This window comes from Fructilactobacillus sanfranciscensis DSM 20451 (assembly GCF_001436035.1).
Lineage (GTDB): Bacteria > Bacillota > Bacilli > Lactobacillales > Lactobacillaceae > Fructilactobacillus > Fructilactobacillus sanfranciscensis.
In genome coordinates, this window is record NZ_AYYM01000003.1 from 38,138 (window position 1) to 52,853 (window position 14,716).

Consider the following 14,716-nt stretch of genomic DNA (forward strand, 5'->3'; position numbering starts at 1 on the left):
ATGAAAACAATTTTAATCACAGGTGCTAGTTCTGGAATGGGATATCAAACCGCACTTTGCCTAGCTAAAGCAGGTTATCAAGTGTTTGGAGCTGCACGAAGCGTTGCAAAGATGCAACCCTTGAAAGAATTTGGTGTCGTCCCAATTGAAATGGATGTGACTAATGATCAATCAAGAAAGCAGGGATTGCTGAAATTATTCAACAAGCACATAAAATTGATGTTTTAGTGAATGCTGCTGGTTATGGATCTTTTGGTGCCATTGAAAATGTTTCTGATGAAGAAGCACAACGTCAATTTTCGGTAAATGTCTTTGGACTAGTAGTTTTAACCAAACTGGTTTTACCATATATGAAGCAATAACATCATGGTAAGATAATTAATATTTCATCGATGGCAGGTCGTTTCAGTAGCCCAATGGGCGGGTGGTATTTTGCATCTAAACATGCACTCGAAATCATCAGTGATTCATTACGGATGGAAGTTAAACGGTTTGGAATTGAAGTGGTTTTACTTGAACCAGGGGTGGTTCGAAGTGCTTGGGAAAAGATTGCCATGAAAAATTTGCAGTCAGCTTCTCAAGGAACCGATTACGAAAAAAGAGCTACAACATTGAAGCAACATTTAGATAAAATTTATGCTTCTAAATTTGCGTCTCAGCCGGAATTGATTGCAAAAACCATTCAAAAAATAATTGTCAGGAAACACCCTAAGTCACGGTATTTAATCGGGTTTATGGCAAAATCAATTGTTTTTCTATATGCATGTTTGCCAACCTGGTTATGGGATAAGTTAATTCCTCATTTTATGTAAAATAAACTCAAAATAAAAGAACTACAACAATTGTTGTAGTTCTTTTATTTGATTAATTATTTAGTGATTGGTTGATTTTTAAGGCTTGTTCTAACAATCATGACATCACACTTAGCATGACTATTAACGTAACTAGCAGTTGAGCCAACTAATAATCGTTCAGCCGCACTTTTTCCAGTAGCACCCATCATAATTAAATCAGTATGATAATCTTTAGGAAAATCATAGGTAATCACATTCTTGGGGTTTCCAAAACGAACGTGCACATGAATGTTTTCAAAACCAGTTTTAGTGCTAATCTTTTTCACTAAATCTTTAAGGTAATCAAGTTCTCCGTCAACTATTTGTGTGATGGCATCATCACTCAAAACGCCATAGGTAAAGCCAAATGATGTTGTGTTAATTACGCTTAAGATATCTAAGCGGCCTTCGTTACGAATGGCAACTTCAGCAGCCTTTGCTACGGCTGCTTCTGCATATTTTGAACCATCGACTGGAACTAGGATGTTTTTGTATTTGTTGTACATAATTTCCTCCAATTAATTTTTAACTGGTAAGATTACGTTAGCTTCTGCTAAAACGTGATCTGTGCTAGCTGCTTCTAATTCATTTAGCCAAAAACCATTTTTTAATGTTAATTTTTGATCTAAAGCATAAAGTGTCAAATGATAATCATGAGGTTTATCAGGTGGGGTAGGACCAACATAATGTTCATTGACCATTGGATCTTGAACATCAAGTAATTGACCAGCTAAACTATTGTGACCATAAGTCATGGGAATCAATTCGGCATGGCTAGCGTTTTCTGGAATTAAAGTTGTTTTAGGATCGATGTTTGCAGCTACCCAGTGAATATAAGTGAACCCACAAACAGGAATAGCGTCGTCGTCAGTTAGTACTAAAGCCAATGATTGGGCATTAGTAGGAACTTCTTCAATGTTAATTGGAAATGAAACATAAGGACGACCATCAATTTTATCAGAATCATTTGCGTGTTTGGTATAACGATCAGGTAACCAACCGTTTTGTAAGGGAACTGAAATTTTCATTATGTGCCTCCTCCTCAAGTTTATTATAAACTAACTAATTTCGAACATAAAAAAAGAAGTCTTAAATTATTTAACTTAATTTAAGACTTCTTTTGATTATTTAGTAAAAGTTAGTACATAGTAACCTTGACTGTTTTGTGTAACCGTCCAGTAATTATATCCGTCACTTGTCCAATCTGGCTTAGTTGCATTAGCCCAATCCTTTGCATCTTGAACTGAATTAAAAGTATGTGGTTCAGCAAATGATGAACTGGCAGAAGGACTCATAGCGGGACTAGCTGATTTAGCAGGTTGGGTTGCTGGAGCAGATGATGCAGTATCATTACCTTTACTATTTTTGGTGGAACTATTATCTGAATTGTCGCTACTATTTTTCGAAGTACTTTTCGAAGTAGCAGTATTATTTGTCACTTGGTTACTGGTATTTAAAGCATACCGAATTCCAAAAGTTAGAATAAGTACAACAATGACTAACCCTAAAATCCATGGCCAAATATGCGGCCGATGTTTGCGTTTGTTTTGCGAACGCTTAGGAGTAAAGTCATATCTTTGGAATCTAGTATCTTGATCTTGATTGTTCATAATGACCTCGATTCCCAGATGGAAGAATAGTTATATGATTAACTCATTATATAACTATTCTAATTGTTTTTCACTTTATTGTTAACATTTTTGGCATCTTGCATTTCTTTTGTTTCTTGGTAACTGTTAACACCCCAGTAATAGAATCCAAGGGATACAGCAATAATTACAAGGAAATCATAAGGATAATGAATCCAGTTTTGACCACCAAAAGGAGTTGAACCAACATATGAAAAGGCAGACATGAAGGCCAGATAGAATAACATCCAAAGGCTACCCTTTAATTTTTTCATTGAATTTTTCCAATTCAATTTATCTTCATAGAATAAGTAGAATGGTAATCCTAAAGCAATCACCACGATAACTTCCATGGTAGTTGGCCACATGGCCCAGTAAATTGCGAGACTGGCCAAAATAAATGCCAATGGTGCAACTACTTTAGCAAAGTTAATCGTAACGGGACGCTTGAATTCAGGAGCATGTTTTCTTAAGGCCATCAATGTAACTGGACCAGTAACGTAGGCAATTAACGTTGAAGTTGAAATAACACTAGCTAACACAGCCCAGTTTTTAAAGATAGAAACTAAAATACAACTGATTAACCAGTTGGCTACCATAGCAGTTCGAGGAGTTCCCCATTTTTGGTTTATTTTACCAAGAATTTTTGGCATATGACCGTTTTGAGTCATAGCGGCTAAAGTACGGCTGGTTGAAGCAACAAAGGAAACTCCAGTTCCAAATGGTGAAACAAAGGCATCTAAGTAAAGTAAGATAACTAACCAGTTAATGTTTAACATGATGGCTAAGTCAGCAAATGGTGATTCGAAGTTGATTCCATGCCAACCGTGTTTGGCTAACATTGCGGGATCAATTGCACCAATAAAAGTAAACTGAAGCATGATGTAAATTACGATACTAGCAAATAGGGCAATTACAATTCCACGCCAGATGTTTTTCTTAGGGTTAGTAATTTCGTCACCAACATTAATAACAGTTTGGAAAGCATTATAAGAAAAAATGATTCCAGAAACAGTCGTGGCAGCGAAAATAGGAGCAGTTCCGTAAGGTAAGAAACCACCAAAATTATGGTTAGTAAAGTTACCAGGATGAAATCCACTGATTAATAACATAATAATGGTTACTGATGGAACTACTAATTTGAAAATCGAAGTTAAACTGGTGAAACGCGTTAATAAATTAACTGACCAATAGTTTAATAAGGTAAAGACTAAGATGAATAAGAAAACCACCATTAGACCCTCAGTAGTAACAGTTCCGTTGGCGACAAAATGATTTGTCCAATTTGCCCAAGCCCAAGGCCAAGAACTCATGTACTGAACTGCAACAACCGCTTCAATTGGAAGCAAGGTCACAAGAGAAACCCAGTTTGCCCAAGAAGCAATGAAACCCAGAAGAGGTCCATGGGTATAACCTGCATATTTGCTCATTCCACCGCTTTCAGGAAACATTGTTCCTAATTCGATGTAAACGTAAGCGATGATTCCGATTACGATAGCACCAATTACCCATGAGATAATTGCGGCTGGTCCAGAGACTTTAGAAGCTTCCCAAGCCCCGAAAAGCCAACCTGATCCAATAATTGAACTTAAAGCTAACATTACGACACTGAACAAAGACATTTTTTGCTTTGCTACTTTGGTATTGTTATTTTGATTCATATAGATAAAATAATCCTTTCTTTAATCCTAATAGTTGCTATTTATGATATTCACGTATTTCAATTAAGTTTCCAGCGGGGTCATTAATGAAAAGTGAAGTCATTTTTTTCTTAGTTAAATCACTTTCAACGGGACCTGCGACAATATCAATAAAATAATTTGCAAGATGTTTTTCAATCGTAGCTAGTGAATCCTTAGCAAGAATGCTAAAGGTGGTTGATCCCACAGTTGGATTCATAGCATGCAAGCTATTATCAGCTAGGGTTTTGCAGACCAACTTCTGCTTACCTAATTGAAAAATCATACTTGTTTTTCCCTCGAAAAGAATGGGAAGGTCAAGTACTTCGTGGTAAAAACGCATGGCTTGTTCCAAATCATCAACAGTTAAGTCAATATGATCAATATCTTGAACTCGCATAATTTTTAACTCCTTTTCAAAAAGATATATACCATTGTAACATTAAACTAAAATAAACTGCAAAAGTTGCGGTGATATGTTACTGTATTATTTAGTGATTGAAAGGTTTAAAGGTGAACAAATGGCTCTTTTAGAAGTTTCAGATTTGAGTATGAGTTTTGCAGATAAAAAACTTTATTCAGATGCAAGTTTCCAATTGAACAAAGGTGAACACATGGGAATTGTGGGTCAAAATGGAGTTGGTAAATCAACTTTAATTAACATTTTGATTGGGAAAGAATTACCCGTCACTGGTTCAATTAATTGGCAAAAAGGTACCACGATTGGTTATTTAGATCAATACGTAGATATTCCTAGTGGAATGACATTAATTGATTTCTTACATACGGCTTTTGCAGAATTATATGATTTAAATGAGCAAATGACAAATTTGTATGAAGAATATGCTACAACCATGGACGATACGCTGCTTGAACGGGCAGGACGGATTTCAGCTCAATTAGAAGCAAAAAACTTCTATGATGTGGAAACCCAAATTGAACAAGTAATTACTGGTTTAGGACTCGATGATATTGGTCGAGATCACGAAATCTCCCAAATGAGTGGGGGACAACGGTCTAAAATTATCTTAGCTAAGTTAATTTTAGAAAATCCAGATGTTTTACTATTAGATGAACCAACCAACTATTTAGATACGACCCATATTAACTGGCTCGAAGATTATCTCAATAATTTTGATGGTGCTTTTATTGTAATTTCTCATGATTATGATTTTTTGGAACCCGTTACTAATTGTATTATTAACGTTGCGTTTGGAAAAATCACTAAATATCGAGGAGACTTTAAGTCAGCCATGCGTCAGCGGGCTGAAAAAGAAATGACCCAACAACGGGAATTTGAAAAGCAACAGGTTGCCATCGAAAAAGCTAAGAAATTCATTCAAAAGAATAAGGCTGGTAGCCATTCTAACATGGCTAAATCTCGGGAAAAGATGTTGGACCGGATGGACGTGATTGAGCCACCTAAGAGTAATGTGAAAGCTAACTTTAGTTTTCCTTATGACGAGACTGGTTCACAAAATGCCTTAGTGGTTAAAGACTTATCAGTTGGATACGAAAAACCATTACTTAGTCCTGTAACATTTTCCGTTGATACTGATCAAAAGGTTGGACTTCAAGGATTCAATGGAGTTGGTAAATCCACTTTGATTAAGAGTATTTTGAAAATTATTCCTGCATTAGGTGGGACAGCTGAATTTTCTCCATCAGCTAAAATTAATTATTTTAGTCAAGATTTAGTGTGGGAAGATAAAACAGAAACCCCAATGCAAATTATTCAAGATAAGTATCCTAAGTTAACCCAAAAAGAAATTCGAACTAAGTTAGCTCGTTCTGGAATGAATGCTTCCAATGCTTTTAAAGAAATTGGCAAGCTTTCTGGGGGAGAACAAGTTAAGGTTAAATTGACTTTAATGGAATTCGTCCCTAGTAATTTCTTGATTCTTGATGAACCATCTAATCATTTAGATGATGAAACCAAGGCATCATTGAAAAAAGCAATTAATGATTTCCCAGGGAACGCGATTGTGGTTAGTCATGAGGCTAGTTTTTATGACGGCTTAGTGGATAAAAAGATTGATGTTGAAAAACTTAGTCTTAAAGAAGACGAATAAAAATGAAAGCGAACTTTTTAAAGGTTCGCTTTTTATTTTGAAAAAATTTTAAAAAGTTCTTGCAAATAAGGTCAATTTTCGGTGACATGATAACAATTTAAAGCGAGAAAAAAGCGGGAGGAGATACCAATGTTAACAAGAGCGGAGATTCAAAGATTCCCAAAAGCTGAACTACATTGTCATTTAGATGGGTCAATTAGACCCCATACATTACGTGAAATTGCACGAGGACAAGGAGAAATGGTCCACTTTAATCTAATGGAATTAACCCAAAAAATGGTGGTATCAGATGATGCCAAGGATTTAGCTGATTATTTACGTCCATTTGATTTTGTGTTGCAATATTTACAGACAGAAGTTGCTTTAGAAAGAGCTGCTTATGATGTGATGGAACAAGCTTATCAAGATGGAGTAAAATACATCGAGATTAGATTTGCACCCACTCTTTCTACCAAAAAAGGATTAACAATTGCCCAGACAATCAATGCTGTTGTTAAGGGAATTGCACGTGCAGAAGCAACTTATGATATTTATGGAAATCTTTTAGTTTGTGGAATGCGGACTGATCAAGAAGCAGAGGTTGCAAAAGTATTTGCTGAATCCAAAGATGTAAACGAAAAATTAGTGGGTGTCGATTTAGCTGGACCTGAACAGGTAGGTTTTGTAGATATGTATAAAGCAGCTTTCCCGATGATTGTAGATGGTCAAAAAGTTCAGTTAACGCTTCATGCCGGTGAATGTGGCTGTGCTGACAATGTTTTGGCCGCCATTCAAGCTGGTAGTGAACGAATTGGACATGGAATCGCTGCCATGGGTAACGAAACCATTGAAAAAGCAATGTTAGAAAAAGGGACTTGTATTGAAGGTTGTCCTACTAGTAACGTGCAAACTCATGCGCTTCCCAATCATGCTGCTTATCCTTTCCAACGGTGGTTAAAACAAGGTCAGGCACTCTGTATTAATACAGATAATCGAACGGTTTCTGATACAACTTTAACAGAAGAATATTTCCAAATGGCTCATCATAATGACATGACTAAAGAGCAATTACGTCAATGTAATTTAAATGCGATTAATCATTCGTTTGCTAATGAATCCATTAAAACAGAAGTTGCTGATTTAATTACTAACTTTGAAAGAGAATAAAAAAATGTCCTATCGTTGAGATAGGGCATTTTTTAATGAAATATTTATTTGTTAAAAGTACCATTTTCCACTTCACGAATGAAAGTTGCTAAATGATCATAGTAAACGGGTGCGTTATCAATCATGTGGTGGTGACCACCTTCAGGAGTTGAAACAAACTTGGCATTAGGAATCATTTCTGCCATTCGTTTACCAGTTTCCATTGGCATGGTTTCGTGTTCACCAAAAGTAACTAAGGTAGGCACTTTGATGTCTTTAAGATGATCGGTAAAGTTCCAGTCTTTTAACTTACCAGTAATGACAAATTCATTGTCACCTTGGAAAGCGTTGTAAAGGGGAACACTCATTGTTTCTGTTAAATGAGCAATGGCAGCAGGTTTCTTACGATCAACGAATTGGTCGTTAAGTTTGCCAACCAATTCTTGATAACGGTCATTATCATAGTTGTTTTCAGCTTCACATTTTTTCATGTAAGTTAATTCATCAGGAGTTAAGGCTTTTTCTCTGATTTGGGCTAAATGATCAGTGTAGTCACCGATCCGATCAACCATTGATGAAATAATGGCACCTTTTAAATGATCACCATATTTAGCAGCATACATTTGGACTAAAGCGCCACCCCATGATTGACCAATGAGATAGAAATTATCCAAACCAAGTTTTTGACGAACTTCTTCTACTTCATCAACAAAGTATTCATAAGTTTCGATGTTTTTTGCTACAGCTGGATCATCCCAATCAGGAGTATCTGAGTACCATGAACCTAATTGATCGTACATATGAACTTGCACATCAAGTCCCTGTTTCTTGAGTTGTTTGGCAGTATCTTCCCAGTATTCGTGAGTTCCACCAGGTCCACCATGAAGAGCTAGAAGATGAATCTTTCCTTCACCTTGTGTGTTGGTCCATAAATGGTAGCCGTTATCTAATGTTAAAATTTTTGTTCCTTGCTTCATAATCATTTCCACCTACTTATTAAATTTATTTCTATGATACCACTAAAGCGCATCGTGGTATCATAGAAATAGAAATAAACCCAAATTGTCTTTTGTTGAAAGCTCTATTATTATAGTAGAAAAAATTTATTAAGGAGCATTATGAATTATTTAACTGAAATTATTTTAGTTTTATTAGCAACTTTAATCAGTGGTGAATTAGCACTGCGCATCCAATTACCACGGGTCGTTGGCCAAATTGCAGCAGGAATTATCTTGGGACCCTTACTTTTGAATCTAGTACATCTAGACCAGATGATTTCTAATTTTGCAGATTTAGGAATTATCATTTTAATGATGATTGCTGGATTGGAATGCGATTTTAAAGAAGTCACAAAACATTTAAAAGCGGCTAGTATCATAGCTGTTAGTGGGGTGGTTTTACCGCTAACTGCTTTTTGGTGCTTAGGAATGGCATTACAACAAACTACCCAAGAAGCAATCTTATGGGGCGTTATTTTTTCAGCTACTTCTGTTTCAATAACGGTGGCTGTCTTACAGGAAATGGGGAAGTTAAAAACCACTGCAGGAGCAATCATTTTAGGAGCAGCTGTGGTTGATGATGTAATTTCGATTATCTTGTTGAGTGCTTTTTCTAGTATTTATACCAGTAAATCAACCAACTTATTGGTGATTATCGGGTTACAACTTATCTATGTTGCACTTGTTTACGTGATGTTTAAGTGGTTAGTACCTGAAATAATTAAAATAGTGATCCATTTTCAAAGTCTCAGTTTAACGATTACAGTTGGCTTACTGATCTGTTTTGGAATGGCTGAATTAGCAGAACTTTGTCATTTAAGTTCTGTTTTAGGTGCCTTTGTTGCAGGAGTCAGTTTGGCAAGGACTCCTGTGAAACAAGATATTTCTAAGCAAATCGAAATTTTAGGTTCTTCATTTTTAATTCCATTCTTTTTCGTTTCAATTGGTTTAGAACTAAAATTAATTACTAACTGGCACGGCGTTTTGATTGTTGTTTTAATGACTATAATTGCGGTTTTAACCAAATGGATTGGCTGTGGCGTTGGTGCCAAACTGTGCCAAATTGATCTTAAAGATGCCAACGTGATTGGGATTGGGATGATTTCGCGAGGAGAAATGGCCTTAATTGTGGCTCAAGTTGCGATTAGTAGCCACTTGCTTTCGTCAGAACTTTATTCAGAGATTATTTTAGTAATTATTTTGACGACCGTTATTTCACCAATTCTTTTAAAATATGTTCTTGTTAAGTGGTAATCGAGAGTAATTACGGTTCAATAAAGAGAAACATTTAATTAATGCAAGGGGGAATTAAAATGCGAGAAAATCAACGGGTAATTGTGTTGACTGGGGCTGCCGGAACCGGCAAAACCACGGTTCAAAATTATTTGAAACAAGCTTATCAAATTCCATCAATTATTACGCATACTACTCGCTCAGCTCGTACCGGTGAACAAAGTGGAGTTGATTATTACTTTGAAAATAAGGCTAGTTTTGACCAACTTCACTTGCTAGAATCTGTTCAATACGCTGACAATCGTTATGGTTCTTCTTGGGAAGGAATTAATAAAGCCCTTCAAGAACATCAATTTGCCAGTATTGTTTTAGATACTGCCGGGGCGATTACTTACCAAAAACAGTTAGGTGAAAAAGCTAAAATTATCTTTTTGGCAGTTGATAATCAATGTGAAATCAAAACCAGAATGCTTAAGCGCGGCGATCGGTTAGCTGATGTAGAAAAAAGAATGCAAAGTAAAGAAGTTAATCGTGATTTGAATTTACCAAGTGAATTACAAGGACATGCGACAATCATTGAAAATGAAAATTGGCAAAAAACAAAACAATCGATTGATCAAATTATCAAAAAATTAAGTAATGATTAACCCTTTTTTAAGTTTAAGGGACAATAATAAGAAGATTAAGGAAAGGGGATAATTTTATGAAGAGAGTTCCACCATTGTTAACACCATTTGCAATTTTAACAATTTGTTTAGCCCTTGGTGCAACTAATGTTGTAACTAATACGGTGACCCATACCCAAGAAGGAGCCAAAGTTACTAACACAAATGTTCCAGCTAAAACGGATCCAAAGCAAGATACCCCCGATGATCAAAATAAAGACACAAATCAAACTAAAGATACCGATAAAACAGACGATACTAATAAAACAGACGATATTAATAAAACAGCGGATGACAGTAAAAAAACAGATTCTAATTCTACTACTCCAAACGCTGATAGCAATAAAAATAATACAACTGATAATAAAACAAATAATAATAGTTCTGATAATAGTCAAAAAACGGGAACAGATGGCTCAAATACATCAAATTCTAACAATAGCGGGACTAATTCTAATGCAACGGGTGGGAATGATAGTAGTAAACCAGCAGCAAACAATGATAGTTCAACTACGAATCCTGCGTCTACACCAACTTCAGGAGGTAATCAATAATGTTTAGTATTTTAGGTGGACTTAATTCTTGGTTATCTTGTATTAGTATTGAAGCGAAAACCAAGGCCCGCATTTATACGATTTTAGGGTTCTTTGGTTGGCTTTATATGATTTACATCACTTATCGGTTTTTAACCAATCAAGTATATACCCGAGGACTTTTAATGTTTGGTGTAACAGTCTTATTAGGTTATTTTCTTTATTTGAACTTTATTTATTATTTTACTAATAAAAGTTCAAAATTTGATATTACGCCAATTATTAATAAGACGCTTCACATTCAACCTAAAGAAGTAACTAACTCAACAAAACGATATCGGGATATTCCTGCTAATGGATTATTTGATGAACGACGGACAATGCCTGCTAAATTAACTAGTGACACCACTCAACAAGTTGCCATTAATGATTTAGCAGTGCAAATGATAAAAGAAAATTTAGTTAAAGATGATTATAATGGATTAGATCAACATCAAATTAAGGTTGCTTTAAGAGAAAATGATAAACCACTTTATGCCATTGGTGATGGGACAATTATTCCATACTTCTCTATGAAAAAGGTTAATGGACAATATGTTGTTTATGCTGGAATTAATGAACCAAATGCAAAAGCAGTTGGTCACCTTAAAACAGTGGGGCTACAGTCAATAAAACAGATTGATTCAACCGAAATTAATTTATATTTAGCAGCTGCCTATTTAACTGGTGGTAAATATAAAATTAAAGGGCGTAACGGTATCATCGAAACTGATGATAATTATCATGTTGAAGTTCAAGTGGCTTACACGAAAAAATAAAAAGAAACCGAAAATTTTCGGTTTCTTTTTAATTAGAGCATGTTAATTTGTCTAACAATTTCAGCTTTGTTTTCACTTACTTTTTGTTGTTGCTTTTCGGTGTAAAGTTTCAATCCTAACATTGCGATAAAGATAAGAATGAAGGCAATCCACACGATGCGTTTTCGTTTTTTTTGCATAAAAATTACACTCCTTTTTTTAATTGTATCATGGAATTTTGAATCGTAATTAGTTGACTGACAAAAAAATAGTTGTTACGATGGGTCTAGTTGAATTAAGGAATTTTTAATAAAAAACAATGGGAAGTGTCCCACCACCAAACCGAAATGATTTGATAGCAAAAGCTAACCTCGGAAGAATATGCGGTTGAAGTGTCCCACCACCAAACCAAAATGATTTGATAGCAAAAGCTAACCTCGGAAGAATATGCGGTTGAAGTGTCCCACCACCAAACCAAAATGATTTGATAGGAAAAGCTAACCTCGGAAGAATATGCGGTTGAAGTGTCCCACCACCAAACCAAAATGATTTGATAGGAAAAGCTAACCTCGGAAGAATATGCGGTTGAAGTGTCCCACCACCAAACCAAAATGATTTGATAGGAAAAGCTAACCTCGGAAGAATATGCGGTTGAAGTGTCCCACCACCAAACCAAAATGATTTGATAGGGGACATTTTTTATTTGAGAAAGGTGATGTACTATGACTGAAAAGAATCAAACAAATGATCAAGATTTGTCACGAGGCTTAACTTCTCGTCACGTTCAGATGATTGCGATTGGAGGAGCCATTGGAACTGGATTGTTCTTGGGTTCAGGAACTGCAATTAAATCGGCTGGGCCAGCGTTAATCCTTGCTTACTTGATTACAGGTATTTTTTCTTACCTAATGATGCGTGCAGTTGGTGGATTATTACTTTCCAATACTAAGTTACATTCATTTATTGACTTTGTACGTGAATATTTAGGTAACAAATGGGAATTTGCAATTGGTTGGGCTTATTGGTTAAGTTGGGCCAGTTTAGCAATGGCTGATTTGACAGCTTCCGGAATTTACTTAAGATATTGGTTCCCCCAATTACCACAATGGGTTACGCCATTAATTGTGGTTGCTATTTTGGTAACTTTTAACTTAATTAATGTGGCCTGGTTCGGAGAATTAGAATCTGCATTCTCAAGTATTAAAATTTTTGCTATTTTAGCATTAATTGTTGCTGGAGTTGGGATGATTGTATTCGGCTTCCATACTCAAGGTAATACAGCATCATTATCTAACTTAGTTAGTCACGGTGGCTTCTTTGCTACTGGTGGACTTGGTTTTATCTTGGCATTTCCAATGGTAATTTTTGCCTTTACTGGAATTGAAATGGTTGGTCTAACAGCCGGTGAAACAAAGAGCCCCGAAAAGGACATTCCAAAGTCGATTAACTCAGTTCCGCTTAGAATTTTACTATTTTATGTTGGATCAATGATTGTAATTATGTCAGTTTATCCTTGGAATAAAATTGATGCTTCTACATCACCATTTGTACAAGTGTTCTCAGGTTTAGGAATTAGCTTTGCGGCTAATTTAATTAACTTTGTTGTTTTAACATCTGCTTTATCAGCTGCTAATTCAGCAATCTTCTCAACTTCAAGAACTCTTTACATTTTAGGTAATAATGGTCATGCACCAAAATCATTTAGTAAGCTTTCTAAGGCAAACGTACCTTATGTTGGAATTTTAGTTTCTGCATTTTTATTCCTAGGAATTGTCTTATTAAATTACTTTTATCCAAGTAAGATTTTCGTCTTGATTACAGGAGTTGCTACAATTAGTTTTATTTTCGTTTGGATTATCATTATGTTAACTCATATCCAATACAAGCGGAAAAATCCTAATCCAGCTGACACCTTTAAGATGCCATTCTTCCCTGGATCAAGTTATTTAACCATTTTATTCTACTTAGCAGTCTTAGTTGTTTTACTTTTCAATGCAGAAACAAGAATTTCTGTGATTGCAACGGTAATTTTCTTTGCTACCATGATTATTGGTTATATAGTTTGGGAACGTAAGAATAAAAAAGAACTTAAATAATTAATTGAAAAGACCACTAGTCGAAGCCGATTAGTGGTCTTTTTTGCTCTAATCAACTATACTTTTAATTACTATTAGTTAGTGAATGGAGAATGAATTAATGAAAAATCGTGTCGCTGAAATTTTAAATACTAAATATCCCTTGATTCAAGCGCCTTTGAATTGGTTAACTGATGCAGAATTTGTAGCAGCAGTTTCTAATGCAGGTGGGCTTGGCAGTTTTGGCCCTAATGCTGGGCGTGATTCTTTGGAACAAGATTCAATGAAGGTGATGCGAGAACAAATTCGCAAAGCCCAACAATTAACAAATCGTCCATTTGCGATGACGATTGGGTTAAACCCACAAGGTAAAGACCAAACCTATGCTCACAAAATTTTGGATAATTCTTTGGCCGAAAATGTCAATTACTTTATCGTTGGTGGAGAACCTGATGAAGAGATTTATCGACAAATTAAAGCATCAGGAGCCGTGTTAATTGCGAGAAGTTATAATCCAACTCCAGCAGAAGCTCAACTTCAAGAGCATTTGGGTGCTGATTTGATTGTGGCAACGGGTTATGACGAAGGTGGTGTGATTCCAACCAAGGGAAACGGAACTTTTACCACAATTCCAAGGATTGTTGACGCTGTTTCAGTTCCAGTATTGGCAGCTGGTGGAATCACCGACGTACGTGGTGTACGAGCTGCTCGGGCTTTAGGTGCTGAAGGATTTTATATTGGAAGTCGCTTTATTGTGACTAAAGAAAATCGGACAGCTGAGAACGCCAAAGTTAAGATTATCAGTTCAACAGTAGAAGATATGGTTTTAGTTGCTCCTCAACAACGTTCAATTCGAAATGCAAAAATGGATGAATTAGCTAAACGATTTGCAGATGGTGATCATGATACATTTGCGGAAACGCGTAAAATGGGTGGAACACGTACGGCGATGTTAGAGGGAAAACTAGAAGATGGTGAAATTTCAATTAATACTGGAATTGACCTTATTCAGGATCAACCGAGTGTCGCTGAATTAGTTCAACGATTAATGCAAGACTATCAATAAACAAAAAAGGAT

At 35.8% G+C, this 14,716-nt stretch carries 16 protein-coding genes and 1 pseudogene; 9 read left to right on the forward strand and 8 right to left on the reverse strand.

Going from position 1 to position 14,716, the window contains the following annotated elements:
* Window positions 1-812 (forward strand): annotated as a pseudogene (locus tag FD36_RS01755) (oxidoreductase).
* A 56-nt stretch (window positions 813-868) separates the two neighbouring features.
* Here FD36_RS01755 and FD36_RS01760 read toward each other — a convergent pair.
* The 5 genes from FD36_RS01760 to FD36_RS01780 all read right to left on the reverse strand — a co-directional run bounded on the left by FD36_RS01760 (window position 869) and on the right by FD36_RS01780 (window position 4,540).
* Window positions 869-1,339, reverse strand: a complete 471-nt coding sequence (locus FD36_RS01760) for a universal stress protein (protein ID WP_056957692.1) — start codon at window positions 1,337-1,339, stop codon at window positions 869-871.
* Between the two features lie 12 nt (window positions 1,340-1,351).
* Window positions 1,352-1,861, reverse strand: coding sequence for a YbhB/YbcL family Raf kinase inhibitor-like protein (locus tag FD36_RS01765; RefSeq protein WP_056957693.1), 510 nt, complete (start codon window positions 1,859-1,861; stop codon window positions 1,352-1,354).
* Window positions 1,862-1,957: 96 nt separating this feature from the next.
* Entirely contained in the window at window positions 1,958-2,443 is a 486-nt protein-coding gene (locus tag FD36_RS01770; RefSeq protein ID WP_056957694.1) for a hypothetical protein, read from the reverse strand.
* A gap of 59 nt (window positions 2,444-2,502) precedes the next feature.
* Window positions 2,503-4,122 (reverse strand): APC family permease, encoded by a 1,620-nt coding sequence (locus tag FD36_RS01775; RefSeq protein ID WP_056957695.1) that lies wholly within the window; start codon window positions 4,120-4,122, stop codon window positions 2,503-2,505.
* Window positions 4,123-4,159: 37 nt separating this feature from the next.
* Window positions 4,160-4,540 (reverse strand): VOC family protein, encoded by a 381-nt coding sequence (locus tag FD36_RS01780; protein WP_056957696.1) that lies wholly within the window; start codon window positions 4,538-4,540, stop codon window positions 4,160-4,162.
* Window positions 4,541-4,661: 121 nt separating this feature from the next.
* On the opposite strand from FD36_RS01780, the gene FD36_RS01785 reads away from it, so the two are divergent.
* Together FD36_RS01785 and add are read left to right on the forward strand one after the other, a co-directional pair.
* Window positions 4,662-6,212: an ABC-F family ATP-binding cassette domain-containing protein gene (locus tag FD36_RS01785; protein ID WP_041817583.1), complete on the forward strand. Its 1,551-nt coding sequence runs from the start codon at window positions 4,662-4,664 to the stop codon at window positions 6,210-6,212.
* Between the two features lie 129 nt (window positions 6,213-6,341).
* Window positions 6,342-7,358 (forward strand): adenosine deaminase, encoded by a 1,017-nt coding sequence (gene add / locus FD36_RS01790; protein ID WP_056957697.1) that lies wholly within the window; start codon window positions 6,342-6,344, stop codon window positions 7,356-7,358.
* Between the two features lie 44 nt (window positions 7,359-7,402).
* On the opposite strand, the gene FD36_RS01795 is transcribed toward add, so the two are convergent.
* Window positions 7,403-8,314: a proline iminopeptidase-family hydrolase gene (locus FD36_RS01795; RefSeq protein WP_056957698.1), complete on the reverse strand. Its 912-nt coding sequence runs from the start codon at window positions 8,312-8,314 to the stop codon at window positions 7,403-7,405.
* A 141-nt stretch (window positions 8,315-8,455) separates the two neighbouring features.
* Here FD36_RS01795 and FD36_RS01800 point away from each other — a divergent pair, with 141 nt between their 5' ends.
* The 4 genes from FD36_RS01800 to FD36_RS01815 are packed head-to-tail and all read left to right on the forward strand — an operon-like array spanning window position 8,456 to window position 11,584.
* On the forward strand, window positions 8,456-9,589 hold the full coding sequence (locus FD36_RS01800) for a cation:proton antiporter (RefSeq protein WP_056957699.1): 1,134 nt from the start codon (window positions 8,456-8,458) through the stop codon (window positions 9,587-9,589).
* A 59-nt stretch (window positions 9,590-9,648) separates the two neighbouring features.
* Window positions 9,649-10,215: a guanylate kinase gene (locus FD36_RS01805; RefSeq protein ID WP_041817586.1), complete on the forward strand. Its 567-nt coding sequence runs from the start codon at window positions 9,649-9,651 to the stop codon at window positions 10,213-10,215.
* Between the two features lie 56 nt (window positions 10,216-10,271).
* The gene (locus tag FD36_RS01810; protein WP_056957701.1) at window positions 10,272-10,787 is read left to right on the forward strand and encodes a hypothetical protein; all 516 of its coding nucleotides are present in this window, start codon (window positions 10,272-10,274) and stop codon (window positions 10,785-10,787) included.
* Complete coding sequence (locus FD36_RS01815; RefSeq protein WP_056957702.1) at window positions 10,787-11,584, forward strand: DUF6681 family protein; 798 nt, start codon at window positions 10,787-10,789, stop codon at window positions 11,582-11,584. The genes FD36_RS01810 and FD36_RS01815 overlap by 1 nt, the downstream gene beginning before the upstream one ends.
* A 32-nt stretch (window positions 11,585-11,616) precedes the next feature.
* Here FD36_RS01815 and FD36_RS06645 read toward each other — a convergent pair whose 3' ends face one another.
* Complete coding sequence (locus tag FD36_RS06645; RefSeq protein ID WP_153198628.1) at window positions 11,617-11,763, reverse strand: hypothetical protein; 147 nt, start codon at window positions 11,761-11,763, stop codon at window positions 11,617-11,619.
* Between the two features lie 106 nt (window positions 11,764-11,869).
* Entirely contained in the window at window positions 11,870-12,259 is a 390-nt protein-coding gene (locus FD36_RS01820) for a hypothetical protein (protein WP_056957703.1), read from the reverse strand.
* Window positions 12,260-12,285: 26 nt separating this feature from the next.
* On the opposite strand from FD36_RS01820, the gene FD36_RS01825 reads away from it, so the two are divergent.
* Together FD36_RS01825 and FD36_RS01830 are read left to right on the forward strand one after the other, a co-directional pair.
* Entirely contained in the window at window positions 12,286-13,659 is a 1,374-nt protein-coding gene (locus FD36_RS01825; protein ID WP_056957704.1) for an amino acid permease, read from the forward strand.
* A 100-nt stretch (window positions 13,660-13,759) separates the two neighbouring features.
* The gene (locus FD36_RS01830) at window positions 13,760-14,704 is read left to right on the forward strand and encodes an NAD(P)H-dependent flavin oxidoreductase (protein ID WP_056957705.1); all 945 of its coding nucleotides are present in this window, start codon (window positions 13,760-13,762) and stop codon (window positions 14,702-14,704) included.
* Window positions 14,705-14,716 lie beyond the last annotated feature (12 nt).

Bases quoted from the DNA above. Each gene is read 5' to 3' on its own strand.
- FD36_RS01800 (WP_056957699.1), top strand. From the start codon at position 8,456: ATGAATTATTTAACTGAAATTATTTTAGTTTTATTAGCAACTTTAATC.
- FD36_RS01780 (WP_056957696.1), bottom strand. From the start codon at position 4,540: ATGCGAGTTCAAGATATTGATCATATTGACTTAACTGTTGATGATTTG.
- FD36_RS01825 (WP_056957704.1), top strand. From the start codon at position 12,286: ATGACTGAAAAGAATCAAACAAATGATCAAGATTTGTCACGAGGCTTA.
- FD36_RS01815 (WP_056957702.1), top strand. From the start codon at position 10,787: ATGTTTAGTATTTTAGGTGGACTTAATTCTTGGTTATCTTGTATTAGT.
- FD36_RS01830 (WP_056957705.1), top strand. From the start codon at position 13,760: ATGAAAAATCGTGTCGCTGAAATTTTAAATACTAAATATCCCTTGATT.
- FD36_RS01760 (WP_056957692.1), bottom strand. From the start codon at position 1,339: ATGTACAACAAATACAAAAACATCCTAGTTCCAGTCGATGGTTCAAAA.
- FD36_RS01765 (WP_056957693.1), bottom strand. From the start codon at position 1,861: ATGAAAATTTCAGTTCCCTTACAAAACGGTTGGTTACCTGATCGTTAT.
- add (WP_056957697.1), top strand. From the start codon at position 6,342: ATGTTAACAAGAGCGGAGATTCAAAGATTCCCAAAAGCTGAACTACAT.
- FD36_RS01820 (WP_056957703.1), bottom strand. From the start codon at position 12,259: ATGTCCCCTATCAAATCATTTTGGTTTGGTGGTGGGACACTTCAACCG.
- FD36_RS01775 (WP_056957695.1), bottom strand. From the start codon at position 4,122: ATGAATCAAAATAACAATACCAAAGTAGCAAAGCAAAAAATGTCTTTG.
- FD36_RS01785 (WP_041817583.1), top strand. From the start codon at position 4,662: ATGGCTCTTTTAGAAGTTTCAGATTTGAGTATGAGTTTTGCAGATAAA.
- FD36_RS01805 (WP_041817586.1), top strand. From the start codon at position 9,649: ATGCGAGAAAATCAACGGGTAATTGTGTTGACTGGGGCTGCCGGAACC.
- FD36_RS01810 (WP_056957701.1), top strand. From the start codon at position 10,272: ATGAAGAGAGTTCCACCATTGTTAACACCATTTGCAATTTTAACAATT.
- FD36_RS06645 (WP_153198628.1), bottom strand. From the start codon at position 11,763: ATGCAAAAAAAACGAAAACGCATCGTGTGGATTGCCTTCATTCTTATC.
- FD36_RS01795 (WP_056957698.1), bottom strand. From the start codon at position 8,314: ATGAAGCAAGGAACAAAAATTTTAACATTAGATAACGGCTACCATTTA.
- FD36_RS01770 (WP_056957694.1), bottom strand. From the start codon at position 2,443: ATGAACAATCAAGATCAAGATACTAGATTCCAAAGATATGACTTTACT.